Consider the following 25,789-nt stretch of genomic DNA (forward strand, 5'->3'; position numbering starts at 1 on the left):
CGAACCTATGAATTTCACTCAATCAAGTACTAACTCAATTTAATACCAGAATATGATACCTTTATTCTTGCCAATGGTATTTAAAAAAATAAAAAAACACTCTACAGTTCGAGTGATTTTTTTACTATTAATAAAGTTGATCTCCATCGGCCGGGGTTGATATTCCCATGATAATCAATTCAATCGCCGTCGCGATAATCATAATCGGTGGAAATACAAACGTCAATAAGGCAGCCGTTGCGAGCGCCAACAGTAAATATTTATTACTAAGTAATCGATTTGCGGACATATTTTGAATTTGCAGTGCTTTCTCTTTACTACTAGTAGCTAACGCCTTAACAATTTCATGAGATAACCAAAGATAAGCAATCGACCAAACTAAAAACACAAAAAAGTAAAACAATTCGGGTACGGTTTTATCAACATATTCACCCACCCAAGCTGTTGATACTGGAATTAAGGACATAGAAAATAACCATAAATTATTAACCCAATAAATTTTTTTCGTAATCCGTTCTGCAATTGAAAACATATAATGATGGTTATACCAAGCCACTAAGATAAACGCAAAACTAGTAGCGTACGCAAAAAGATAAGGTAATTCTTCAATAATCCCAGACAAATGATACGTTTCTGGCGTTTTAAATTCTAAAACCATAATCGTGGCAATAATCGCAATAATGGCATCTGTAAATGCTTCGATCCTACTTTTATTCATCCTAAAATCCTTCAATAATTTATTTTTTAATATGACTATCCTTTGATATTATTGTTCCTAACCCCAATTATATATTTCAAATTCCAGCTAAATAATTCTTAATCGCCTTTTCGTTTTAAATGTAAAATTGGATATGGTTTATCGAAACCATCTGCCTGGCTTCTCGAATCTATTTCAAAGCCTTGTTTCAAATAAAATTGCAAGGCTTTTTCATTTTGTTCATTCACATCAATCTTATTAATACCTTTATTGGATTTCAACCAAGTGATGATGTTAGTTCCGTAATGATTCCCAATAAATTTAGGATCCAAAAATAACATTACTAACTCATATCCGTCTACACCACTAAATCCAATTAAATTATCATTTTCATACCATAACATTAATTCGACCGCATCAAAAAAATTTGGGATAAGGTTTTGGTAAAATTCCTTGTCCTCTTGAGATAAAAAGTGATGTGTCGCTCTAACTGATCTATCCCAAACTCCAACAACATCTGGGTAATCAACTTTTTTAGCAATTCTCTTCTCTAACATACTAATACCTCCAAAGATTACAGTATAACAAAAAAAGCCACCTCTATCATTGGTTTATAGTAAGAATGAAAACAATAATAAAACATGATGTTATAAAAATATAATTTTTGTTTAATGTTTTTACATTGAATCAATCTCCGGTGATAAATAAAAAGCCAAGTGCATTAATCTCTTGGCCTTTTTGTATCATAAATTGTTATTGGCGTTTCTTCCAAATCATTATTCCAGCTATACTGGCTAAAGCCACACTAACGATACCGGCGAACGTCAATTTTTGCGCTGAGGTCTTCGGTAACATCGTTTCAACGTTATTAACTACCTGGTTTACAATATTATTCGTTGTATCGTTCTTGGCATTAGTATTTGAATCCGTCTGGTTATCCGGTGTATTTGGCTGAGCTGGTTCACTTGGTTTTACACTATTGTCATCATTCTTAGTATAAATATATGTCACGGTTTGTGCCTTATCAGTAAACTCGCCGTTGGTTGATCCCTTAACTTCCTTGAAAGTATATCCAGTAAGCTCTTTCTTTTCAGTCGTATACTTATCGCCAACATTTCCAGTCTTCACTTCTGATTTGGCAAGCTCCTGACCATTTTCATCCGTATACTTGACGGTTACATCCGCACCTTTTTCAGGATTCTTAGTATAAACGTAAGTTACTGTTTGTTCTTGCTTGGTAATTTGACCTGTTTCATTTCCTTTGACGGCTTTAAAGGTGTAGCCTTTAATGTCTTTCTTTTCGGTCTTATAATTTGAACCTAATTTTCCACCCTTAATTTCACTATCGGTAATGGTCTTGCCTTGTTCATCAACGTAGTTGGCTTTGACGGTTCCAACTTCGCTGGCCGGTAACTTCGTTAAGATGTAGCCCGCGCCATCATGAACTTTGCCAAAGTTTCCCTTAATGACCCCATAATTGGAAACTGACTGATAGCCCTTGGCTTTTAAGGCCGCCAAAGTTTTATTAACTTGATCCGTTAGATCATACGAATCTTGATAGGTTCCAGTTCTGTTAATCTGATCAGCAATCTTTTTACCATTCATATCATAAAAATTAACAGTATGATTTGACCCATTATTCTTGTAATAAGTATATATGATAGGTTTTACACTGTCTGTAAGTCGACCGGACACATCCCCCTGAACATCATGAAAGGTATATCCCTCAAACACTTTTTGCTTTGTACTATAAGGGTCGCCCACATTGCCCTGAATTACGATGGGTTTTTCGAGATAATTATTGTTTTCATCAACATATCTGACGGTTACATCATCTGCTTTTCGTGGGTCCCAAACATAAGTACCTGCATCTTTTGATCTATCGAAAAAGCGCATAAAATTCTCTGATGACCATGAATTTTCACCAGCGGGGTTATCAACGGTTCCTGCGCCAATATTGCGCCAACCTCCAAGATATTCATACCCATTTAGATCTTTTTCACCCACGGCGTGCAAACCAACATTATAATGGTTACCCGCACCATCCACACTTTTAAAATTATTATTGACCCCTACCTTTAATTCCTTCAATTGTATCATATTAGCCAACATTGAATTCAAACCCTCACCAGGTGTCCAGTCCCCTCCTCCAGTTCCTGTCCCGGGTTCTTGTGTTTTACTATCGCTTGTTAACATAGCAGTATTCGTCATATTGATGGTTGATATATCTAACTTTTTCATGGCTGAGTCACCATTAAACATGTTTTTAACACCATCTAATTGATCTGAAGTAGTCCAATTCTCAGTATCTACAGATTCAAGATTAACATCATGGAAAAACATCTTAGTCATTCGATGTACATTACTTAAATTTTGCTTACCAAATTTTACTGATTTCAGCGATGGATCAAAGGCAAACATCGATTCAGTTCTGGTCACATTGCTCATATCTAATGCTGTTAAATCAACATGTTCTAAATTAGGCATATTTCTAAACATTTCAGTGGTGTTATCAATTGATGCAGTTCCTAGACTACTAAGATCTAATGAACGATAATGAGTATTTAAAAATAAACTTTTTAGTGTATATGGGCCAGCGCCTGAAAAATCAACATTTTTAAGACCTTCAATTGTATTTGCTTCTGATGAAGCTCTAAATAAGGCAATATTATAGTAGTCATTATCACGAACAAAATTGATTTTACCATCAATGACAACATGCTCGGCATTATTAATATCTGCAATATCCCCATTAATAACGGAATCGTCACGAGTAATGTTATATGTTCCAGTATGATATGTCACCGTCTTAGTGGTTGCATCGTATGAGTAAGGTAACCCATTCAGTGTCGCATCTTCAGTTTCTGAAGTTGCTTTATTAGTTTTTGAATCAACATTGTTTTGTTGCTTACTTTTTTGAGTGGCTTGGTTATTGTTTTTGTTAATTTGTTCGGATGCACTTTGACTACTTGAATCACTACTAATATGCGATTGGTCATCAGCTAAGGCCACCAAGGGATTCATCAATCCTAAAATAGTGGTGCTTAATAATAAATACTTACTTACTTACTTTCATCTCGACTACTCCTAATTAATATATAGATAATTTTATATTTCATTTAATATCAACTTCGAAATTATATATTAAAAATTACGTATATTAGTATTGCTTTTTTCATGAGATGAACGTATTTTTCGTTTTAAAAACGTCACATTTGTCACTTTTTGCTTGAGCTTTGTTAAAGAACTAAATTTTAGCGTTCACGTTAGCGTTGCAAGTTCTAACAAAAAAGCTTCAACAATTAAGTCAAAGCGAACATGCCAGCGGGCAAATCTTTAATTTTTAAGCACCAAATTAGGTTATACCTATTTATAGCCATTTACAGTTAAACCGTTGTTACACAAGTTTTTTTATAGCTATTTATACCTACTATTAGGTTAAATACTGGGTATGCTGGATTCGAACCAGCGCATGCTAGTACCAGAAACTAGTGCCTTACCGCTTGGCTAATACCCAATCAATACACTCTATTATATAACAAGCGTATTGGCAATTTCAAGAACTAAATCATCAATTTATTAAACTATTCATGAAGTTCTAATGGTAACCCATCTGGATCAAAGAAAAAAGTCATCTTCTTATCCGTCACTTCATCAATGCGAACTGGTTCAAATTCAATTCCTTGACTAGCTAATTCCGCCAAAGCGACTTCAATCTGATCGACCTTAAAAGCTAAATGCCGCAACCCCAAAGCTTCCGGATAAGTTAAACGCTTAGGGAAATGATCCGCAATAAAAATTTCTAATTCTTGTGTACCCAATTGCAAATCTAATTTAATATCATTTTTTGCTGGGCGTGGCGTTTCTCGAATCACTTCAAACCCTAATTGATCAACATAAAATTTTTTCGTTGCCACATAATCCGATGCATTAATAGCAATATGGTGAATGACTGAAAATTGCATTTACTTCACTCCTTGAATTTTAAAATACATTAACGTTTAAATCTTTCAGTATTTTTTAGCATCATGGGATAAGATTTTTTCATCATCCACTTCGCAATTCGATTACCACGAGTTTGATCAATTCCTTTAATTCCAATTGCTACCATCTCATCAAACGTTAAATTAGGTTGTACAAATTGACCATTTAAATAACATTGCGTACAGTATTTTTGACTACGTGATCCATCAGCTTCTGTGCCTAAAATATTGGTATTTAGTGGCATCGCGCAACTTTGACAAAACTTTTCCATAAATTAATTGACCATCCCTTAATCATCTTGATTTAAAATTTCTAGTAAAACAACTGCATCAGCTTCCCGCCGAAAGCCAACTAAAACATTTTTAAAATTAACGTTTTCAAAATAAGCGCGATTTTGTTCAAATAATAATTGATACGTGGCATCATCTTTTAATAAATCAGCCAGTTGCCCCCAAGTAATCGGTTGATCAGTTTGATCAACTGGGGCAATTAAAATATGTCCACCGTCGTTTGGCTCTGGTACTGCGATATATTCTTGCATAAAATAACCTCAATCAATCCGCTGTTTTACATTAAAAATCTACCTTGAAGATATGATTCATAATAATCCACATCTCTATTGTATCAAGTTTTCTTTTGAATCTAAATAAATCAGGGGTCAAAGCAAAAATGCCTCAATCCCTGGTCTGTTTGATGCTTTATTTATCACTAACGTTTTTTAGAACTTTGTCAATTAAGCCGTATTCTAATGATTCATTAGCATCCAGCCAGTGATCACGTTCAATATCTTCATTGACGCGTTCTAAAGGTTGACCAGAATTATCAGCCAAAACTTGCGCTAAGCGTTTCCTTGTTTTGAAAATTTGCTCATAGGCAATCTTCATTTCAGTTTCTTGTCCCTGTGTTCCACCCATTGGTTGGTGAATTAAGAATTCAGAGTTAGGCAACATAAAACGTTTACCTTTCGTTCCTGATGAAGCTAAAATAGAAGCCATTGATGCTGCCAAACCAACAACAATTGTTTGGACATCAGCATGCACAAAATTCATCGTATCATAAATTGACATCCCAGCAATGACTTCACCACCTGGTGAGTCAATATACATATAGATATCTTTATCAGGATCTTGCGCATCTAAGAACAATAATTGTGCTTTAATTGTTGCTGCCATGGCTGAGTTAATCTCACCCGTTAACATAATAATACGGTCAATTAATAGACGTGAATAAATATCATATGAACGTTCACCGCGAGCGGATTGTTCAATGACGTATGGAATTGGATTCATTATGTAAAACCTCCTATGAATGTGTATTGCTTCATTCTATATTTTATTTGTTTTAAGGTCAATCACTTAATCGTTTTTGGTAATTGCCCGCCCCCACGCAAACTTTCAGCTAATTCTGAAATTTTACGTAAGCGATGATTCACTCCCGACTTAGTAATTTTACCAGAATGTACATATTGACCCAACTCAGACAAAGGGTCATCACGATGAGCTAACCGAATCTCGGCAATCTCCCTTAATTTAATTGGTAAGCGATCCAAGCCAATTTCTTCATCCAAAAATTCAATATCTTGAACTTGTTTTTGACTCGCACTGACGGTTTTATCAATATTTGCATTTTCAGCATTAACCAAACGATTGACTGAATTTCGCATATCTCGCATAATGCGAATATCTTCGAATTTAAGCATTGCCACTGTCGCTCCCATTAAATTTAAAAGATCCACAATTTTTTCGGACTCTTTTAAATAAACAATGTAGCCTGAACGTCGTTCAACAACCTTGGGTTTCATACCAAATTGATCAATTAACTGAGCCAGTTGCTCCGCCTGCTCGATATAAAGCGAGTAGATTTCTAAATGATAGCGGGACGTTTCAGGATTGTTCACCGATCCAGCTGCAAGAAAAGCACCCCGTAAATATGAACGAATCATTCCTTCATCTGCTAACCAAGCATTGGAGACCGTTGCCGTAATTTCACCAGATTCAAAAATATGTAAGTCATTTAATAGCTCATTCACATTTTGATTAATTCGGACAATATAGACATTATTCTTTTTTAATTTCATCTGCCGACGGACTGATATTTCAGCTTCCACATCATAAAATTGCTGCAATAACGTTAATATCCGGCGCGCGGTTGCCGCATTTTCTGTCTGAACATTCAAAGTCCATTGCATATTACTTAAGCCTAAAGCCCCATTCATTCGCAACAAGGCTGATAATTCAGCTTTGGCATTGGGGGCCTTCGTAATTTCTAACATCGTTAGTTCTTTTTTGACATCACTGGCAAACGACATAAGCCCCTCCTTTCATTTTAATCAAAAAATGAACGAGCTGAAACATTTACGTCGTAGCCTCGTTCTTTTTCATCTATTAACTTCCAACAATCTAAACTAATTTAATCAGACACTCTGTGGGCTATTTCATTCCTGGATCTTTAATAATAGCATACAATAGTTCTGAGATTTTTTTAGAATCATGAAAGACTCCTTCATCTCGTAATTCGATTAAATCACCCATAATCGGTACTGCGCCTTGTTTACGAACTTCATCAGGATCCGATTTGACCTGATGTGAAATTTCATTCCAGCGTTGCCAATCAATATAGTCCTCAGGAACAAGCCCCGAATTCATGATAACAGTATCAATAATATTCGCTCCGACTTGTTGATTTAAGACGCGGACATGATCACTATCTGAAAAATCATCGGTTTCACCTTTTTGGGTCATTATATTTGAAATGTATACAATTTTAGCAGGAGTAATTCGCAAAGCAGCGGCCACGTTTGGAATACTAATATTTGGTAGAATACTGGTATATAGAGAACCTGGTCCCAAAACAATGACATCTGCCCCTAAAATAGCATTAATTACTTCTGGGGCTGATTTAGGCTCAGCACCATTTCCATCTTCAACCCAAATTTTATGAATTTTTTTATGAGCATGCGTAATTTCTGCTTCACCTTTAATCGTCGTTTTATCAGTAAAGGTTGCACACAGGGTCAAGGGTTCATTCACAACTGGATAGACATGCCCCTGAACATCCATCATAACTGATAAACTTTGAATTGCCGCATTGATATCTTGATGTTCCTGAGCTAAAGCAGCAATCATAATATTACCAATTGTATGGTTAGCTAAAAATCCCGCTTCACTATTAAAACGATACTGAAATAGGTGCAAAAAATCATTCGATGCATTTGAGAGGGTCGCCATTACATTCCGAATATCACCTGGTGGAACCATTCTTAAATAATCCCGAAGCGTCCCAGACGATCCACCGTCATCTGCAACTGTGATAATCGCGGTGAGATCAAGAGGATATGAACGTAACCCCCCTAATAAAACGGATTGCCCGGTCCCACCACCAATTACGACGACCTTTCCTTCATTTTTTTTGGTTTTTTTACCAATAATATCACTCATACTTGTTGGCCATTGTCCTTTCGTCGCTGCATATCACGATGATATTCAGTCACGGGCCAGTCATTATTCTGTAAAGCTTGCGTCATTCGATGTGCAAAAGCAACCGAACGATGCTGTCCACCGGTACAGCCAAAAGCAATCGTCAATGTTGATCGCCCTTCTGTCTTATAACGTGGCAACGCCCAATTGATTAGATCCAATTCTTTTTGATAAAATTCTTCAGCACCCGTCGATTGCCAAACGTAATTATAAACATCTTGATCAATCCCGGTATGATTCCGTAATTTCGGGTCATAATACGGATTATCTAAGAAACGAACATCCACAACTAAATCAGCATCGAGCGGGGCCCCGTACTTAAAACCAAAGCTCATTACTTGAACCTTAAATAAATTCGAGTGTGCTTGACGGTCACCATATTGTCCCAAAATATTTTTACGGAGCTCGCGTGGACCAAAGTTAGATGTATCAATCACTTCAGTCGCCAAGCTTTTAATATTATCAAGCAAATGCCGTTCTTTTTTAATATCATCAAGCGTTCCTGCCCCTGCACTAAGTGGATGATGTCGTCGAGTTTCTTTATAACGGGCCACTAACTCTGCATCAGTGGCATCCAAAAATAGAATTTTAAGTTGATAGGCCTGATCTTGATTTTGGTTCAACATTTTTTGCACAACGTGACTTAGATCTGTAAAAATTTTTTCCGAACGCAAATCAATTACGACGGCTGCATTAATCACTGGATTTTGTTTTTGCATCAACCGCCAATATTCTGGTAGCATTTCTGCCGGCAGGTTATCCGTTGTGAAGTAATTTAAATCTTCAAATGCCCGCATTGCGACGGTTTTACCAGCTCCGGACACACCGGTTATGACAACTAATTCTGGTTTACGCACTACAAATCCCCCCTTCAACTATTCGTATACTATAGCTAAAATTATACCATGACCTGTACTGAGATACTTAAATCATCCAAATAAAAAACACCTCTGATAACAAAACCAGAGGTGTTCTACATTTGAAATTTATAAATTAATAGTCTTACTTAATGCCGGTATAATTGACGCGCCACTAAAGTTGATACGCGAGCATGTCGTGCCACATAAGCCGCTTGTGATCCTAATGAATCCCAGAAGCCTTCATGTGAATGAGCACCAACAACAATTAAGTCGGCTTGAACCTTAGGTGCGATTTCGTGGACTAAAATGTCACCCGCTTTGGCACCATCTTCAAAGACCACTTCAATATCTTTGACTCCTTTTGACTGGGCATAGTCACGATAACGTTCTAAGTTAGCTTCATATTCACCACGTTTTTCTTTTACCGCTGATAATGACATTGCCTCTAACGTTGAAAGATCACCCATTTCCAAAACCGTTGCAATAACTAATTTCGAATTATCTTCACGAGCCTGATGAACTGCATTGATCAAAGCAAAGTATCCTTGTTCGGATTCATCAACCCCAACTAAAATTGTCTTAAATTGGTTAGGTTCAACATCAAAATTTAATCCACTCATATTAGTTCTCCCATCTTTTGAAAATTAGAATATAGCAATAATTTTTCCAATAATATCAATTACCAACTGAATATTTAATCCCGTTAAAATGATGAAAATTAACCATGATAGTACGATCATCCACTTTGGATTAACAAAATCTTCACCCATAATTTTCTTTGAAGAAGTAAAGTAAATCAATGGTGCCATCGCAAATGGCAGGGCGACTGATAGAAAGACTTGTGAATAAATCAAAAGTTGGTCTAATTTAGCTTCATTTCCCCCATAAATAACGGTAAAGATGATAACTGGTAACAAAGCCAATCCACGCGTTACTAGACGCCGAACCCACATAGGAACTTTCAAATGCAAGAATCCTTGCATGATGACTTCTCCAGTTAGTGTTCCTGTAATTGTTGAATTCTGACCTGAGGCTAACAAAGCAACCGCAAACAAAGTTGATAGGACAGGTGAAGCAACTGCTCCAGCAATCGTATTATCTTGTAGCGCATTGTACATTGCTCCAAATGTTCCGACTTGATCGGCATGTCCAAAGAAGAGCGCTGCTCCCAAAATCAAAAGCAATGAATTAATCACAAAAGCTAATGATAATTGAATATTTGAATCCCAAGTCATGAAGCGTACCGCTTCTTTTAATTCTGTTTTATTTTCACGATCAATTTTACGAGTTTGTGAAATCGAAGAGTGTAAATACAAATTGTGAGGCATAACTGTGGCCCCAATAATTCCCAAACTTAACATCAAACGAGTCTCACCACCGCCAACTGCATGCCCATTATTCATAGTTTGCAGCGATGGTAGATAACCCTTAAACATGGCCACAATATCTGGCTGTGATAATACAACCAAATATGCGAAAATGGCTAAAATTGTTAGAATCAAGGTCATGACAATTGCTTCGATTTTGCGGAAACCGAACTTCATTAATAATAGCAATAAAAATACATCTAGTGCAGTTGTCAAAACCGAAGCAATCATTGACCAGCCAAACAACAAATGTAGCGCGATCGCCCCACCAATTACTTCAGCAATATCGGTTGCCATTAAGGCCAGCTCAGTCATAATCCACAGCGCGATTCCCGTTTTCTTACCAGTTCGAGCTCGCGTGGCCTGTGCTAAGTCTTCCTGCTTAACCATTCCCAACTTTCCAGCCATGTGCTGTAACAACATCGCAATTAGCGATGAAATCAGGATGATTGACAATAAAAGGTAGTGATATTGCGCCCCACCACCAACAGAGGTCACCCAGTTTCCAGGATCCATATAGCCCACTGCCACCAGTGCACCAGGTCCAGAGAAAGCGGCTAACTTCCGCCAAAACGAGCCAGACATCGGAGTATCAACGGAACCATTGACCTCCTCTAAGCTCAAATCATCCCCAGCATCTTCAATCATGTGATGCTTCTTCGTAGCTTCGACCATTTCAAATCTCCTTTTCGACTATTGAGATATTTACATATCTGTACGTCTATTAAATTATTTGACCATTTGATCTAGGAGCGAGTTCTACCGGTCTCGCAACTAACCTGTCCGTAACTTTAACCTCAGTTAATATACGGTCTTTATTGAAAACTTGGCTAAATATAATTCATAAAGGTTTTCATTCAACCATTAGTTGAAAGCTTATGAATGATACCTAACTCGCGCCCTATCTCTCTTGGCTGGTTTCATTGTCTATCTAATTTCACAAATTGTCAATCAAATTTTAAGATAAATTTAATGTAAGCGTTATCTTTAATTATGATAATTTTAACACGTTTGAATAATGTAGCGTTAATCGTTCAACCGATCCGTTAAAAATCACTAACATAGATTTATTTCTTGGCAATCAAAAAGGCTTCGCAAACATGTCGAAACCCTTATATGTTATGTTCAAATACAACCGATAGTGTTTACTCTTTCACATCAGCATTATACTTTTTCTCACCAACACGTTCCTCACCTAATGACACGAAGTCATAAGATAAGGCTGCATTCCGTTCAAATTCAGCCAAACCATAATTAATAATTTCATCAATTAATTCTGAATAGCTAATTCCTGAGACTTGCCACATTTGCGGATAAAGTGAAATATTCGTAAAGCCTGGTAACGTATTAGGTTCACCCAAATATGGCGTTCCATCTTCATCCAACATAAAGTCCATCCGTGTTAAGCCTACTAATCCCAACGCTTTATATGCCTTCAAGGCCATTTGTTGAATCTCTGTGACAGTTGTCTCAGGTAATTCAGCAGGTAATTCAAAGACCATTCCAGATGCATCGACGAATTTATTATTATAGTCATACCATTCGTCATTTTCTGGCAAAATGATTCCCCCAATTTTTGAAACACGAGGCTTTTCATTTCCTAATACTGAAATAAACACTTCACGAGGTCGTGTCAATCCAGCTTCCACAAGGACTTTATAATCATACTGGAAAGCTTCTTGAAGCCCCCGTTGATATTCTTTCTCATTGGTTACTCGTGCAATTCCAACTGAAGAACCTTGTTTAGCGGCCTTAACAAAAAGCACCTTCGTTCCAAGCTCGTTCACTAGTTTTTCATACGAGTAGTCTTGGCTATTTTGATCTGTCAGCAAAACATACTTGGTGTTTCGCACTCCAGCTTGATCTAAAATACGCTTAGTCAAATCTTTATCAAATGATATGGCCGATGCAGCGGTTCCCGCTCCGATGTAAGGCTTTTGTAGTAGTCGGAATAGCGCTTGTAGCGTTCCATCTTCACCTAAATTACCATGCACAACGGGATAGAAAAGATCAATTTGGTCAATTTGACCCAAGTTAATAATGGGTGCCAATGGGTTTTTAACATCCAGATTTTGCATGGCTGCAGCCACGATTGGATCCTCGTCCGCACCTTCAAAGACTCGCCATGAATCCTCTGGATTCATGATGTAGCCCGCCTTTGAAATCAAAAAGATCGTTACATTGTATTTTTCCTTATCCATTGCATCATAGATATTATGTGCAGAACGCTTTGAAACATCATGCTCTGATGAATTACCACCAAATAACATCGCCACATTTAATTTTTCAGTCATGGTTTTTATGCTCCTATTTTTTCTTTTATCTTACCTTAGTCTGGTCCAATTGAATAGCTTTTTTAAATTAAAAATGCTCTTCCTTCATCTAAATATTCATATAACAGTGGGGGTAAATCTTTCTGCAAAAGCATTGCGGATAAAAGATGCGTCTGATTGTAGTGCCGCGTCCAGCTCACTACGTTTTCTGTCTGCATCTGGCGCATCAACTCAGGGCGCCACTGTTTTAATTGGTTCAAAATATACTGTAAATATAAATCGTTCATTTTGGCCAGATTAACCATATAACGAGCCATTCTTTCTACTTCACCCATCACTAAGGCCGTATTCAACCGCTTAATCCGTTCCACCAATAATGTTTCTAGTAAAATTTTATCCGCTCGGTTCACTTGCGGACTCACATTAATTTCATCCAATAAATTTCCTAAATGCGTAAACGCGTGAACCCACCCTTTATCGGCTACATAGCCTCTTGTATCGCGTTCCAGCACAATATAAACACCAATTTGCTCAATCATTATGTGCCACTGCTGAGCGTTTAACAATTCAACATTCTTACGCCGACCAGAGAAAATAAGTAATGCCAACAAAAAAATAGCAAAAGAACGTTGGAAAGCTCCATCATTTTCAGATTCATTAATATGATTAAATAAGACCTTATCTTGCAATAATTCTTGAATCATAAATTGTTCTTGTGTGACGCTAAACGCACCCTGCTGTATTCCTTGCATCAACGAGATAAAGACTCCTTGATCTCTTATCTGTGGATTAGTTTGCTTTAGTCCGACCAACAATATTTTTAAATCTTTTTCGGTTAACTCTGCTACTGTTTCTTCCATCAAATGCTGTTTAAACTGATCAACTCGGGCAAAAAGTAATAATTCATCTTTGCTCGAAAATTGAGTAACTGGCGTGCTAGGTGCGGTTTCCAACTTATCTAATAGTTTGCCAACAACCGTCCCTAAAGAATCCAATAATTCGCCCGCATGAACTCGTTGGCGCAGATCAGCAACTTCTAACTTCACTTCACTTGTTTGATTGACCACTTGTTGGACTCCTTTCTAGTTACAATATGTATCTCTAGTTTAAAACAAAAATATATTTAAGTGAACTATTTTCACTTTTATGAATCTTTGAAATACCGATTTAAATTAAAAAACCAATTTATGATTCTGTCAATAAAACATGAATCAAATAAATTGGTTTAATCTTCGCTATGAATTATTCTGATAAATGGAAATAATAAGTTGAAATCGTTACATCTCTTTTAGCCAGTGCAGTCCGTAGACGTAAACTATTTTGATTGTGCAAAGCATTTTGCCAAGATGAATGGGGAATAAATTGCGGAATCAAAACGGTCAATGACCGATTCCGTTCCTTAGCCCCTTTAGAAATTTCATCAACAAACCGTAACGCAGGCACTGTAATCGAACGATATGAAGTGTGTACGTCGACATAACGAACATCTGGGAATTCTCGCTTGAATTCAACTCCTAAACGATACTCACGTTCCGGATTAGAATCAAATGAAACGTGTAACGCCATCACATTATCTCCAATAGACTTGGCGTAATCAACAGCTTCAGCAGTAACTCGGGTAAGGTTTGACACTAAAATAACAACCTCAGCCCCTTCATAATGCCGACGCTTAATTGGTTCTTTTGACAAGACACGCAATTGCTTTCCAATTTTACGATAATGACCTCGAATGCTCATGAACATATAGAGCAGAATCGGCATAATAATCAAATATGGCCAAACATTGGTAAAATGTAACGCAAATAAAATCACGACTAATGAAGCTGAAATGATGGCCCCAATAAAGTTGATAATAGCTTTACCAACCCAAAAGCCATCCCGTTCGCGCCACCAATGAATGATCATCCCCGATTGGGATAATGTAAACGGCACAAAAACTCCAACGGCATAGAGTGGAATTAAGGCCTCTGTTGAACCACCAAAAATTAAAATTAAAACAATTGATCCCAAGGCTAAGGATACAATCCCGTTTGAATAGCCTAACCGATCACCCTTGTCCATGTAGATATGTGGCATAAATTTGTCCTTGGCCAAATTAAAAGCCAATTGTGGAAAAGCGGAAAAACCAGTATTGGCTGCCACTGCCAAAATTAAAGCCGTCGAAATTTGGAAGAGGTAAAAAATCACACCATGTCCAAATACATTTTGCCCAATTTGTGCTAGGACCGTCACATCAGCATTCGGTGTAATCCCATACCAGTATGACAAGAAGGTCACGCCACCAAAGAAGAAAGCTAAAATCAATGACATGATAACCAAAGTTGATGCAGCGTTGTGTGCCTTTGGCGCTTTGAAATTTGGTACTGCATTCGAAATAGCCTCGACACCCGTCAAAGATGAAGAACCGCTCGAGAAAGCGCGTAGAATTAAGACCAGTGAAAGACCACTGAAACTCGTTCCCACTGCTGCAGGTGCTTGATACTCTACCTGACCAGTCAAAATGTTATACAAACCCATTATTATCATAATGACCATCATTATGATAAAGGCATATACGGGTAGAGTTAGGAATCCAGCGGATTCACGAACACCACGTAAATTAACTGCCATCAACAACAAAACCAAAAGAATTGCGATCGCAATGGAATAACGTCCTAACCATGGAATCGCTGAAGTAATCGCAGCCGTTCCGGCTGTGACTGAAACTGCAACCGTCAACATATAATCAACTAATAGTGAGCCACCAGCCACCAGTCCTGGCTTTTGACCCCAGTTCCTAGATGTTACCAAATACGCGCCACCACCAGATGGATATTCATGAATAATCTGCTGATATGATAAAGTAATTGCCCCTAATAACACCAAAACCAAGATGGCAATCGGAATCTGTAGCCACAGAGCCATGGCTCCCGCTGCAATTAAAGCAGTCGTAATTTGTTCCGTACCATAAGCCACTGATGACAATGCATCTGAGGACAATAAAGCTAAAGCTTTCCCCGACTTAAATGTTGTGAACCTTCTTCCAACGTTTTTAATGGCTTCCCAATTAAAAACCGTTTCAAATAGCGCCACATACTCATTATCTCCTAATATTTATATTCCTACAGAGTGCTATTCTAATCCATTTATTTAGCTTTGTCTATGGGCGAACCACCAATCTTTTTTAGCTAAATTATTTCATCGTTTATTATTGAAAAATTGTGATAAGAATCATTGTCAGGATAGAAATTAAAAGTACACAAAAAGGCCCCAATTGTTAGAGCCAAATTCCACTGTTATCCGAACAAACGGTAGTTGAAACTTGACCATCCAATCTAGGCCTTTTCATTTTTGTAAAAAACGCTATGTGCAATAAATTTTTCTAATCTAACACGCTAAAATTAATTGATCCTATTTCTTTACAGTTTGCTTCCTTGCATCATGTAAAGCTTTTAAAGCACGTTTTCGTGTTTTAATATTAGGACTCTTCATCTTCCGGCGTGCTGACGCTAAATCTAATCTTTCAGTCATAGGTGAGATCTCCTTTTTTTTGAATCATTGCAAAAGGGACGGGATCAAATTGATCCTAGCAATCCAATACTTACTATAAATAAGTATAACTGTTAATTTAATTTTTAGCAAGGGCTCATTAGTCTGATCCTAATTTTAACTCCAGCTTTAACTAGGCCTGAATTTTCTTCTTAGCTCGCTCAATATCGCGCTTCATCAAGGGGCCTAAATATTTACCAGTATACGACTTTTTCGTTCGAGCAATCTTTTCTGGAGGACCAGCTACTAAGATTTTTCCGCCTCCTTGACCACCTTCTGGCCCAAGATCAATCAACCAATCTGCCGTCTTAATTACATCCAAATTATGTTCAATAACTAAGACAGTATTGCCACTATCAACTAAACGTTGTAAGACTTCTAATAGTCGTGAAATATCATCTACATGCAAACCGGTTGTTGGTTCATCTAAGATATAAATTGTTTTTCCAGTTGAACGTCGTTGTAATTCAGAAGCTAATTTCATCCGCTGCGCCTCACCACCAGATAACGTGGTGGCCGCCTGACCAAGTTGCACGTAACCCAAGCCAACATCAACAATCGTTTGTAACTTCCGCCGAATTTTTGGAATAGCGTTGAAGAAGTCGAGAGCTTGTTCCGCTGTCAGATCCAAAACTTGGGCAATGTTTAATCCTCGATATGTTACTTCAAGGGTTTCTGAATTAAATCGGGTTCCACCACAAACTTCACATTTAACGTAAACATCAGGTAAGAAGTTCATCTCAATCTTTAAAACGCCGTCTCCTTTACAGGCCTCACAACGCCCTCCTTTGGTATTAAAGGAGAATCGACCCTTTTTATAGCCTCGAATCTTAGCCTCATTGGTTTGGGCAAATAAGTCTCGAATATCATCAAAAACTCCCGTGTAGGTCGCAGGGTTCGAACGTGGAGTTCGTCCAATGGGACTCTGGTCAATATCGACAATCTTATCTAATTGCTCCCATCCCGTCATTTCTTTATAGGCACCAGGTTTTTCAGTATTACGATTAATTTCACGTTTCAACGCCTTTTTAATAACTGAATTAACTAAAGAAGATTTACCTGAACCTGAGACACCTGTCACAACAACAAATTCACCTAAGGGAATTTCTACATTAATATTTTTTAAATTATTTTCACTGGCACCTTGAACTTTCAAAAATTGACCATTACCAGTTCGGCGCTCTTGTGGCACCGGAATAAACTTTTCACCACGTAAATACTGCCCCGTCAAAGAGCGCGGATTATTTCTAACTTCATCTGGTGTCCCATAGGCCATAATTTCACCCCCATGTTCACCAGCGCCAGGTCCCACATCAATCAAATAATCAGCGGCCAGCATCGTGTCTTCATCATGTTCAACAACAATCAACGTATTTCCTAAGTCACGCATCTTTTGGAGCGATGCAATTAATCGATTGTTATCACGTTGATGTAATCCAATCGAAGGTTCATCCAAAACATACATCACTCCCGATAAATTAGAACCAATTTGCGTTGCCAATCGAATCCGTTGGGCTTCCCCACCAGAGAGGGTTCGCGCTGAGCGAGATAGCGTCAAATACTCTAAGCCCACATTTTTCAAAAAGCTCAATCGGTCGCGAATTTCCTTAGTAATTGGTCGCGCAACTTCTGCATCCTGTTCGCTAAATTGCAAATTTTCAAAGAAATCCAATTCATCTTCAATCGACATTTCAGAAACTTGACCAATATGCTTTTCTCCAATTTTAACGGATAAAGCCCCTGCGTTTAAGCGATAACCGTGACAGGTACTACATGGCAAAGCCGTCATATACCCTTGCATTACTTCCCGGGTGAAATCTGAATTTGATTCTTGATAGCGGCGGTTAATATTATTAATCACTCCCTCAAATTCGGAGTCAATATCTCGGACACCACCAAAGTCATTTTGATAATGGAAATGAAAAGTTTTATCTCCGGCACCATATAAAATTAAATCTTTTTGTTCATTCGATAATTCTTGAAATGCCAGATCCATCGGAATATCAAATTGTTCTGCAAATTGTCGTAACATTTCAGGATAATATTTCGATGAAATTGGGTTCCATGCTGCGATTGCACCCTCTTCTAGGGTTAGCGTAGGATCCGGTACCACTAAATCTAGATCCACTTCAACTTTAACTCCCAAACCACCACAAACTTCACATGCTCCCATGGGGGCGTTAAACGAAAATAAGGCCGGTGAAAGTTTTCCCACTCCAAAATTTTTCAATACGCCAGTATAATGATCTGAAAATTGCAAGGTAGGTCCATCCACAACCGCCACTGCTACAACACCCTCCGCCATTGTCATCGCCGCCTCAAATGATTCAAATAAACGGGCACGGGCCGCATCACGAAGGACAATTCGGTCGACTACAATCGCGACATCGTGATATTTATTCTTATCAAGTTGCAAATCATCCGACAAATCATGGAGTTCTCCATCCACCATTACCCGAATATAACCCTCTTTTTTAATACGCTCAAACGCCGTTGCATGGGAACCACGCTTATGTTGAACAATGGGTGACAATATTTGTAACTTACTGCCTTCTGGTAAGTTCTCCGTGACATAATTCAACATCTGATCAATTGATGGCTTGATGATCGTCCCATCAGCGGGTTGATCCGGTTTACCAACGCGGGCATACAAAAGTCGATAATAATCGTTAATCTCTGTGACCGTTCCCACCGTTGATCGGGGATTTTTAGAGGTGGTTTTTTGGTCAATTGAGATAGCCGGGCTTAAGCCATCAATCGAATCAACATCTGGTTTATCAGCTTGACCTAAAAATTGCCGAGCATAAGCTGATAAACTTTCCACGTAGCGCCTTTGTCCTTCTGCATATAAGGTATCAAAAGCCAGCGAACTTTTTCCTGAACCAGATAAACCTGTAACTACTACAAACTGATCGCGTGGCATCTTAACATCAACATTTTTCAGATTATGTGTCCGTGCCCCATGAATCGTGATCCAATCATTTGCCATTACCTTCCCTCTTTTCATATGTTTTTATTACTAATATTATACCAAAAAATTAAATAAAACCTAATTTTAACTTTTTAAACCTCAAATTTTAAATCAAAAACATTAAAAATACAGATCTATTATGCAAATTATCCAAATCAAAAAGCGGTCAAAAACGAAACTTTTCGTTCTAACCACTTTTAACAATTTATTTATGATCTACTTTTTTATTTGTTGATTATTCGGTTCTTTTAAATATTGAGCCACATCATATTGACCTTGTGGAACCCGTGGATGAAAAACATCTAATAACGACCAATACGCTACAATAAAAAAGATAATCAGGAAATGCCAACCAATCACACCTAGCGCATTGCCATAGACATTGGTGTATGTATTAATCAAACGCCCTTTAGCAATAAAAACGATCATTTCTTCAATTAGAACAATTAAAATTGTCAGAGCTAAGGCTGCACAGAGCACCATGATCACCATTAAAATCATTGAAATGATATGTTCGATCATTTGTTGCCACCAACTTTTATTTTGATGTTGCAACATGTTCAGACTCCTTCCCAACTACAGCAATAGTTCAAATTCTAAATTATCGTATTGATCACGTTCCCGAATTTGGTGATAGCCAAACTCTTGTTCATGCCGAGCTAACAAGTCAGATTCCCAAACAATTTTTTCGGCACTATTAGCAAACATTGCTTCCTTTAATCGATTAATGAGCGCTAAAATTTGACTGGCCTCTTCGGCAGTCATTGAGACATACGAACGTTCATCATTTCCATATTTCTTTGAAATTCGTTTTAAATCGACATTCATAACTTGTCTGGTATATGCCGGATTACGATTTAAACGTACACTAAAAATAATATGGTTAAAATGTCCATCACGACTGTATTGTAAAAGCATTGCTAAAAAACGTTCTGCTTCCACTTTATTTGTTTTTTTTGCCATTTTCGATCCTCTAATTATTTGCTACCAGATCTACTTTACATAAGATCAGTAATTATTTTTTTATTCAAATTCTATTTTAGCATGAAATTAGGAATTCAATGGCTGATTCACTAATTTATTCCTGTAACCATCGTAAATATAACCGTCCTATTCGTTTTTGTCTGCGCTTAAAAGTCGTTCGGGCGAGTCCCAATCTCTGACAGCGTTCATTAATTTTCGCATCTGGAAAGCACCGTATATCTTGGAAAATTATTTTCAATTCCGCCGTAGGTAACATCTGCTCAAATGCTGCTAAATCAATTGCAAAATGGACTGATTGTAGTTCATTATTAGTAGGCTTAGTTGTTTTGAAAGACCCTTCTAAATGCGCTTGAAGTGCCTCTGTGCGTGCCTGCTTTCGACCAAAATCACGCATGATATTTATGAGAATCATAAATAGGTACGGATTATCTTTGGCTTTCAGGTCTGGTTGTTGCTGCAAGAGACGCCAAATTTTTTCCCGACAAACCTGCTGACGATCTTCAAAATCAGAATTAAAGTGGTAAATATGTTGATGTTGCAACACTCCACCAATAATTTGTTCAAAATCTTCCAAAGTATTCATCTTCTCAATATTCCTCCAATCAAAGTAGCGCTAATTGGATTAACGTTGGTCAAAATCTATTTTAACCAAAAATTTTTCAAAAATGTGATCTAGCTGATTTTTTAGCTTATAAAAAATATGTTGAAACGGAAAAATGAAGTGTAGCATACTCACGACAGTTAACCCAATGATTGAAAAGATAAATAAAAAAAGTCATCATAATCAATGATGACTCTATTTCGTATGAAAAAACATTTTATGTTTTAGTAATGGAAAACTTAATTTTCACGACGATAAGCTAATAATTCGTGGCTAATTTCAGCCGTTTGCTGATACATTTGTTTGTAGATTTGATAAATTTGCGCATACTTTGCCACGTTTTCAGCCATAGGTTCATAGACCTGACCAAAGCTCGCAAACTTTTCTGCGGCTTGCTCTACACTCTCAAACCAACCTAAACCAACGGCAGCCAAAATGGCGGCACCCATTCCAGGACCTTGCTCATTTTCTAAGACAATCACTTTTTTATTGAAAATATCGGCTTGAATTTGTAACCAAAGAGGTGATTTTGCGCCACCTCCGGAAGCGATCACTGTGTCAAACTGAGTTCCAGCAGCCTCATAAATTTCAAAAATATCCTTAAAAGAGAAAATAATGCCTTCTAAGACCGAACGCACAAAATCATAACGTTGGTGCATTGAATCAATGCCTAGCCACGATCCGCGAATATCGCCATCGGCGTATGGAGTCCGCTCACCCACAATATAAGGAGTAAACAGCAATCCATTCGCCCCTACTGTTGATTTTTCAGCACTGGCTACCAAATCAGTGAAATCTTCTGCTGGTGCGAAGCGACTCTTAAACCAGTTCAATGAATGCCCTGCGGCTAAAGTCACACCCATTGAATAATACTTATTTGGGATTGCATGATTAAAGAAATGAATTTGACCATGATAATCAACATCAGCGTTATCTTCGTATTTCAAAACTACCCCAGAAGTCCCAATTGAAGACCAAACCATGTTGGGCTTCAAAATCGCTGAACCAATTGCGCCAGCAGCATTGTCTGCTGCCCCACCAAAGACTTGTGTATTCGTATCTAAGCCTGAGAACAATGCATACGACTCTGAAATATTACCAGCCGCTTCAATCCCTTGAATAATAGGTGGGAAGAATGACACTGGTAAATCAAAGGCCGCCTGAATCTCGCTTGACCAATCTCCTTTAGCTACATCTAACATCACAGTTCCAGCAGCATCTGAAATTTCCATCGCTAATCGCCCTGTCATCCGATAGCGGAGGTAATCCTTAGGTGTGACAAAGGTTTGGGCCGCTGCAAAAATGTTAGGTTCATTTTCTTTAACCCATAGGATCTTAGGCAAAGTAAAACCTTCTAAGGCCTTATTACGGGTAATATCAATAAATTCATCACCCATTTGCTCGGAAATTTCTTGGGTTTGTTGACTGGTCCGGGTATCATTCCATAAGATCGCCGGCCGTAAAACCTGTTTATTTTGATCCAACAATACTAATCCGTGCATTTGACCCGAATATGAGATTCCCTTAATCGCATCAACAGCAATTCCATCCTTTAAAATCAATTCCACAATTGCCATGGTGGTTCCATTCACCCAATCCTCTGGATTTTGCTCTGAAAATCCTGGTTTTGGTTGCGAGAGAGGGTAATCAAATGAGCGTTGTGCTACAATTTTACCACCGCGACTCACTGCTGAGACTTTGACCGCAGAGGTTCCAAGATCAACTCCTAAGACTAATTCTTCCATCTTTTTTCTCCTATCATATATGTTAATTTCCATTTAGGCAGAAAGAGACCGGACTATTTTATAGTCCAGTCCCTTTACTAACTCATTAATATTTAAAATAACTTACTTCTTAAAAGTTTCACCCAAAACTGAGTAAATGTAGTTGTTCATTGAAGCCTTGATTGCTTCAATCCGACCTGACTTAACTGTATCAAGGATTTCGCTATCTTCCTTATTCAAAATATACTTTTCCATGTCGGCAAAGGTAACCTTACCAGCTTCAAAGTCAGCTCCAATTCCTGAATCAAATGATGCATATCGATCTTTCAAGATATTCTCAAAGAAGTTATCTTGCGCCATCTTATAAGCCACACGGAAGCCAGCAGCGTAAACATCCATTCCAGCCATGTGACCGTAAAACAAATCTTCAGGTGTAAATGATGAACGGCGAACCTTCGCATCGAAGTTCAATCCTCCAGTAGTCAAACCACCGTTCTTGATAAATTCGTACATAACCAAAGTTGCTTCATAGATATCATTAGGGAATTCATCAATATCCCAACCCGTTTGCTTGTCACCCATATTGGCATCCAATGAACCAAGCAATCCAGCCTCTCGAGCAAAGCGGGCTTCGTGTTCGTACGTGTGTCCAGCTAAGAAAGCGTGGTTTCCTTCCAAATTCAACTTGAAGTTATCTTGGAGCCCATAAGTATATAGGAAAGAAATTGTGGTTTGTACATCAGTGTCATATTGATGAGCAGTTGGCTCCTTAGGCTTTGGTTCCAACAAGAATTGACCAGTATAGCCAATTTCCTTAGCGTAATCAATTGCCAACTTGTAGAAGTCAGCGATATGATCTAATTCGCGCTTTGTGTCAGTGTTCAAAAGTGATTCATACCCTTCACGACCACCCCAGAAAACGTATGATTCAGAGTTCAAACGCTTAGCGATTTCAAGTGAATGCTTAATTTGAGCACCTGCGTACGCAAAGACATCAGCGAAAGGTGTTGTCGCTCCACCAGCAACGAAACGCTTATTAGTGAACAATGATGAAGTATTCCAAAGTAACTTCTTACCAGTCCGCTTCATCTCAGCTTCAATCATATCAACAATGACATCTAAGTTTGCGTTTGTTTCAGCTAACGTCTTACCTTCAGGGGCAAGGTCACGATCATGGAAAGCGAAGTATTCTACGCCCAACTTATCCATGAATTCAAACATATATTTAACCTTTGACTTGGCATGTTCCATATCTGACATGTCATCTTGACCATTTACATCCCAAGGACGGATTGCAGTTCCTTCACCAAATGGATCGACCAAGCGTTGATCCATTGTATGCCAATATGCAACTGAAAACTTCATCCAATCCTTCATTGCTTTAGTTTCACCATTAATCGTGAACTTTTCATCGGCATTATAGAAGTTATAACCCTTCGCTTGTTCAAAATCCAAGCCCTTCTTACCACCAATAAATTCTACCTTAGGAAAATCAAATAATTCTGCCAAAATCTTACCCTCCAAAATACGTTAATTTATTATTTTTCAATCGGTTGGTTTTTCCGTCCAACTAACTTATGTTTTTTATTATAAACACCTGTATAAAATTATGCAAGCGTTTTCAATAGATTTATTTATTATCAACTAACTTCTCATTCATTTCCTTCACCTTAGCATCCGTTAATGGATAGAACGCCATAACTCCCATCGCAATCAACGAAAGTACAATTGGTGCCCAAATCATCGAAAATTCAATTCCAGTCATAGCACTTTGACCCTGGTGGGTTGCTTGACCATTGAAGTGGGTTGCTGCCAAGATAAATCCAGGAAGGATTCCACCCAAAGCCAAGCCAATTTTAAAGAACAAGCCCATAATCGCATTAATAATTCCAGCTACTCGTTTCTTCGAAGTGTATTCACCATAGGTAACCACTTCTGGAACCATTGACCACATAAATCCAGTTGCTGAAGTTAAGCCCCATTGTTGTAGAAAACGTCCAACATAACCAATAACAATATTATCTGGCGACTTAGTCCAGAACCACAAAATCAATTGACCGACAATAAAGATACCGATAAAGAAGAAGAAGAAACCTTTTTTACCCAAAATATTACGTAATTTAGGCCAAAGGAAGACTAAGAAAATTCCAGGAATTGATCCGATCAATCCAACGGAAGCCATCCATTCTTGATGCCCAATTGAAGTTTGCATAAAATATGGCCAAACTGTATTACCAAAAAACATGAAGGTAAAGGCGATTAGGAAGAATAATCCCAAAATTTGTAAGGGCTTATTTTCCATAAATTCCTTAAATAAATCAGCGAATTTAACTGAACTTGATTCTTTCTTTGAAGGAACCACTCGCTCAGTTACTCCAAAGTAAGTAATCATCAAGGCAATCAGACCGAGGACCATGTATACGCCATAAACTTTGAACCAGGCACCTTGGGCTGATTGAATCCCGTAGTTTCCTAAGTGTAATTTAAGACCAAACAGTCCAGTATCAGTTAATTTACGATCAGGTGAAACTAACTGAACAAAGAGTGGGAATAGTGTGTAAACTAGTAGATTTGCCGTATTTGCTAGTGTCATACGAACCGAAGTTAAACTAGCAATTTCGTCATTATCACGTGTCAATGATGCCGATATTGAACCATAAGGAATATTCACAAATGAATAAACCATCGCGGTTGCCATATAAGAAATAGTCGCGTATAAGACATTCCCCTTCGCAAAACCAAGTGGAAGAAACAACGATGCTGCTAGAATAGTTAACGGAATTCCAAACCAAATCAAATATGGTCGATATTTACCATTCTTAGGTGAAGCTTTGTCCACCACCGTTCCGACAAACGGATCCCAAAAAACATTAATCCAACGGACAACTAGGAAAATAGTGGCACCAGTGGCAGCCGAAATTCCATTGATATTCGTCATATAAAATAACAAGAAACCTCCTACTGTCCCAAAAACCAAATTCTGGGCAAAATCTCCCAGTCCATAGGCAAATTTTTCACCAAAGGATAATTTCGCAAATTCATTTGTTTGCGTTCCAACATTATTCATAAACTGATACCGGTCCTTTCATAATTAAAAAAATAGCATTTGAGAACAGATCCTTTCATGATTGTATAACAACAAAAATTATTCACAATCATTTATGTATCCGCTTTCTTTCATATTACGAAACCACTATATCATCGTTGGTTGTTCGGTGCAACTATCTTAGGTTATCCTTTCCGGAATCAAGTAAAACCGCTATACTTAACTTATGTATGTTATATTAGGCGTTTTGACTGTGTCTTTGTGGAGTCAAGCAACCT

At 37.8% G+C, this 25,789-nt stretch carries 22 protein-coding genes, 1 tRNA gene and 1 pseudogene; all 24 read right to left on the reverse strand.

Annotation, left to right across the window (positions count from 1 at the left end; genetic code table 11):
* Positions 1–127 precede the first annotated feature (127 nt).
* The 24 genes and pseudogenes from G7084_RS07480 to G7084_RS07595 all read right to left on the reverse strand — a co-directional run bounded on the left by G7084_RS07480 (position 128) and on the right by G7084_RS07595 (position 25,532).
* Positions 128–718: a TMEM175 family protein gene (locus G7084_RS07480; protein WP_166011445.1), complete on the reverse strand. Its 591-nt coding sequence runs from the start codon at positions 716–718 to the stop codon at positions 128–130.
* A gap of 98 nt (positions 719–816) precedes the next feature.
* Positions 817–1,254, reverse strand: coding sequence for a GNAT family N-acetyltransferase (locus G7084_RS07485; RefSeq protein WP_206212038.1), 438 nt, complete (start codon positions 1,252–1,254; stop codon positions 817–819).
* A 196-nt stretch (positions 1,255–1,450) separates the two neighbouring features.
* Positions 1,451–3,721 carry a MucBP domain-containing protein gene (locus tag G7084_RS07490; RefSeq protein WP_166011447.1) on the reverse strand — a complete coding sequence of 757 codons (2,271 nt, stop codon included), beginning with the start codon at positions 3,719–3,721 and terminating at the stop codon, positions 1,451–1,453.
* 421 nt (positions 3,722–4,142) lie between these two features.
* A tRNA-Gln gene (locus tag G7084_RS07495) sits at positions 4,143–4,214 on the reverse strand.
* 67 nt (positions 4,215–4,281) lie between these two features.
* Entirely contained in the window at positions 4,282–4,662 is a 381-nt protein-coding gene (gene gloA2 / locus G7084_RS07500) for an SMU1112c/YaeR family gloxylase I-like metalloprotein (RefSeq protein WP_166011449.1), read from the reverse strand.
* A 29-nt stretch (positions 4,663–4,691) separates the two neighbouring features.
* Positions 4,692–4,952: a zinc ribbon domain-containing protein gene (locus G7084_RS07505; RefSeq protein WP_166011451.1), complete on the reverse strand. Its 261-nt coding sequence runs from the start codon at positions 4,950–4,952 to the stop codon at positions 4,692–4,694.
* A gap of 18 nt (positions 4,953–4,970) precedes the next feature.
* A complete protein-coding gene (locus G7084_RS07510) occupies positions 4,971–5,222 on the reverse strand; it encodes a hypothetical protein (protein WP_166011453.1) in 252 nt (83 codons plus the stop codon).
* Positions 5,223–5,379: 157 nt separating this feature from the next.
* Complete coding sequence (locus tag G7084_RS07515) at positions 5,380–5,970, reverse strand: ATP-dependent Clp protease proteolytic subunit (protein WP_166011455.1); 591 nt, start codon at positions 5,968–5,970, stop codon at positions 5,380–5,382.
* A gap of 62 nt (positions 5,971–6,032) precedes the next feature.
* Positions 6,033–6,989 carry a DNA-binding protein WhiA gene (whiA, locus tag G7084_RS07520; RefSeq protein ID WP_166011457.1) on the reverse strand — a complete coding sequence of 319 codons (957 nt, stop codon included), beginning with the start codon at positions 6,987–6,989 and terminating at the stop codon, positions 6,033–6,035.
* A 121-nt stretch (positions 6,990–7,110) separates the two neighbouring features.
* Positions 7,111–8,118, reverse strand: a complete 1,008-nt coding sequence (locus G7084_RS07525; RefSeq protein ID WP_166011459.1) for a gluconeogenesis factor YvcK family protein — start codon at positions 8,116–8,118, stop codon at positions 7,111–7,113.
* Positions 8,115–9,014, reverse strand: coding sequence for an RNase adapter RapZ (rapZ, locus tag G7084_RS07530; protein WP_166011461.1), 900 nt, complete (start codon positions 9,012–9,014; stop codon positions 8,115–8,117). The genes G7084_RS07525 and rapZ overlap by 4 nt, the downstream gene beginning before the upstream one ends.
* 149 nt (positions 9,015–9,163) lie before the next feature.
* The gene (locus G7084_RS07535) at positions 9,164–9,637 is read right to left on the reverse strand and encodes a universal stress protein (protein ID WP_166011463.1); all 474 of its coding nucleotides are present in this window, start codon (positions 9,635–9,637) and stop codon (positions 9,164–9,166) included.
* Between the two features lie 24 nt (positions 9,638–9,661).
* Positions 9,662–11,059, reverse strand: a complete 1,398-nt coding sequence (locus G7084_RS07540) for an Nramp family divalent metal transporter (RefSeq protein WP_166011466.1) — start codon at positions 11,057–11,059, stop codon at positions 9,662–9,664.
* A gap of 470 nt (positions 11,060–11,529) precedes the next feature.
* Positions 11,530–12,678 (reverse strand): D-alanine--D-alanine ligase family protein, encoded by a 1,149-nt coding sequence (locus G7084_RS07545; RefSeq protein ID WP_166011468.1) that lies wholly within the window; start codon positions 12,676–12,678, stop codon positions 11,530–11,532.
* Between the two features lie 62 nt (positions 12,679–12,740).
* Positions 12,741–13,724, reverse strand: coding sequence for a DUF2785 domain-containing protein (locus G7084_RS07550; RefSeq protein WP_166011470.1), 984 nt, complete (start codon positions 13,722–13,724; stop codon positions 12,741–12,743).
* Positions 13,725–13,899: 175 nt separating this feature from the next.
* Positions 13,900–15,731, reverse strand: a pseudogene (locus tag G7084_RS07555) (APC family permease).
* 316 nt (positions 15,732–16,047) lie between these two features.
* Entirely contained in the window at positions 16,048–16,167 is a 120-nt protein-coding gene (locus G7084_RS07560; protein WP_006844941.1) for a putative metal homeostasis protein, read from the reverse strand.
* A gap of 151 nt (positions 16,168–16,318) precedes the next feature.
* On the reverse strand, positions 16,319–19,174 hold the full coding sequence (gene uvrA, locus G7084_RS07565; RefSeq protein ID WP_166011472.1) for an excinuclease ABC subunit UvrA: 2,856 nt from the start codon (positions 19,172–19,174) through the stop codon (positions 16,319–16,321).
* 198 nt (positions 19,175–19,372) lie between these two features.
* Entirely contained in the window at positions 19,373–19,714 is a 342-nt protein-coding gene (locus G7084_RS07570) for a hypothetical protein (protein WP_166011474.1), read from the reverse strand.
* Positions 19,715–19,732: 18 nt separating this feature from the next.
* A complete protein-coding gene (locus tag G7084_RS07575; protein ID WP_166011476.1) occupies positions 19,733–20,119 on the reverse strand; it encodes a hypothetical protein in 387 nt (128 codons plus the stop codon).
* A gap of 115 nt (positions 20,120–20,234) precedes the next feature.
* Complete coding sequence (locus G7084_RS07580) at positions 20,235–20,723, reverse strand: hypothetical protein (RefSeq protein WP_166011478.1); 489 nt, start codon at positions 20,721–20,723, stop codon at positions 20,235–20,237.
* Positions 20,724–20,980: 257 nt separating this feature from the next.
* On the reverse strand, positions 20,981–22,486 hold the full coding sequence (gene xylB / locus G7084_RS07585; protein ID WP_166011480.1) for a xylulokinase: 1,506 nt from the start codon (positions 22,484–22,486) through the stop codon (positions 20,981–20,983).
* 102 nt (positions 22,487–22,588) lie between these two features.
* Complete coding sequence (gene xylA / locus G7084_RS07590; protein ID WP_166011482.1) at positions 22,589–23,974, reverse strand: xylose isomerase; 1,386 nt, start codon at positions 23,972–23,974, stop codon at positions 22,589–22,591.
* Between the two features lie 121 nt (positions 23,975–24,095).
* Positions 24,096–25,532, reverse strand: coding sequence for an MFS transporter (locus tag G7084_RS07595; protein ID WP_166011484.1), 1,437 nt, complete (start codon positions 25,530–25,532; stop codon positions 24,096–24,098).
* Positions 25,533–25,789 lie beyond the last annotated feature (257 nt).

Origin of the sequence: Weissella coleopterorum (assembly GCF_011304355.1) — a bacterium.
Taxonomy (GTDB): Bacteria; Bacillota; Bacilli; order Lactobacillales; family Lactobacillaceae; genus Weissella; species Weissella coleopterorum.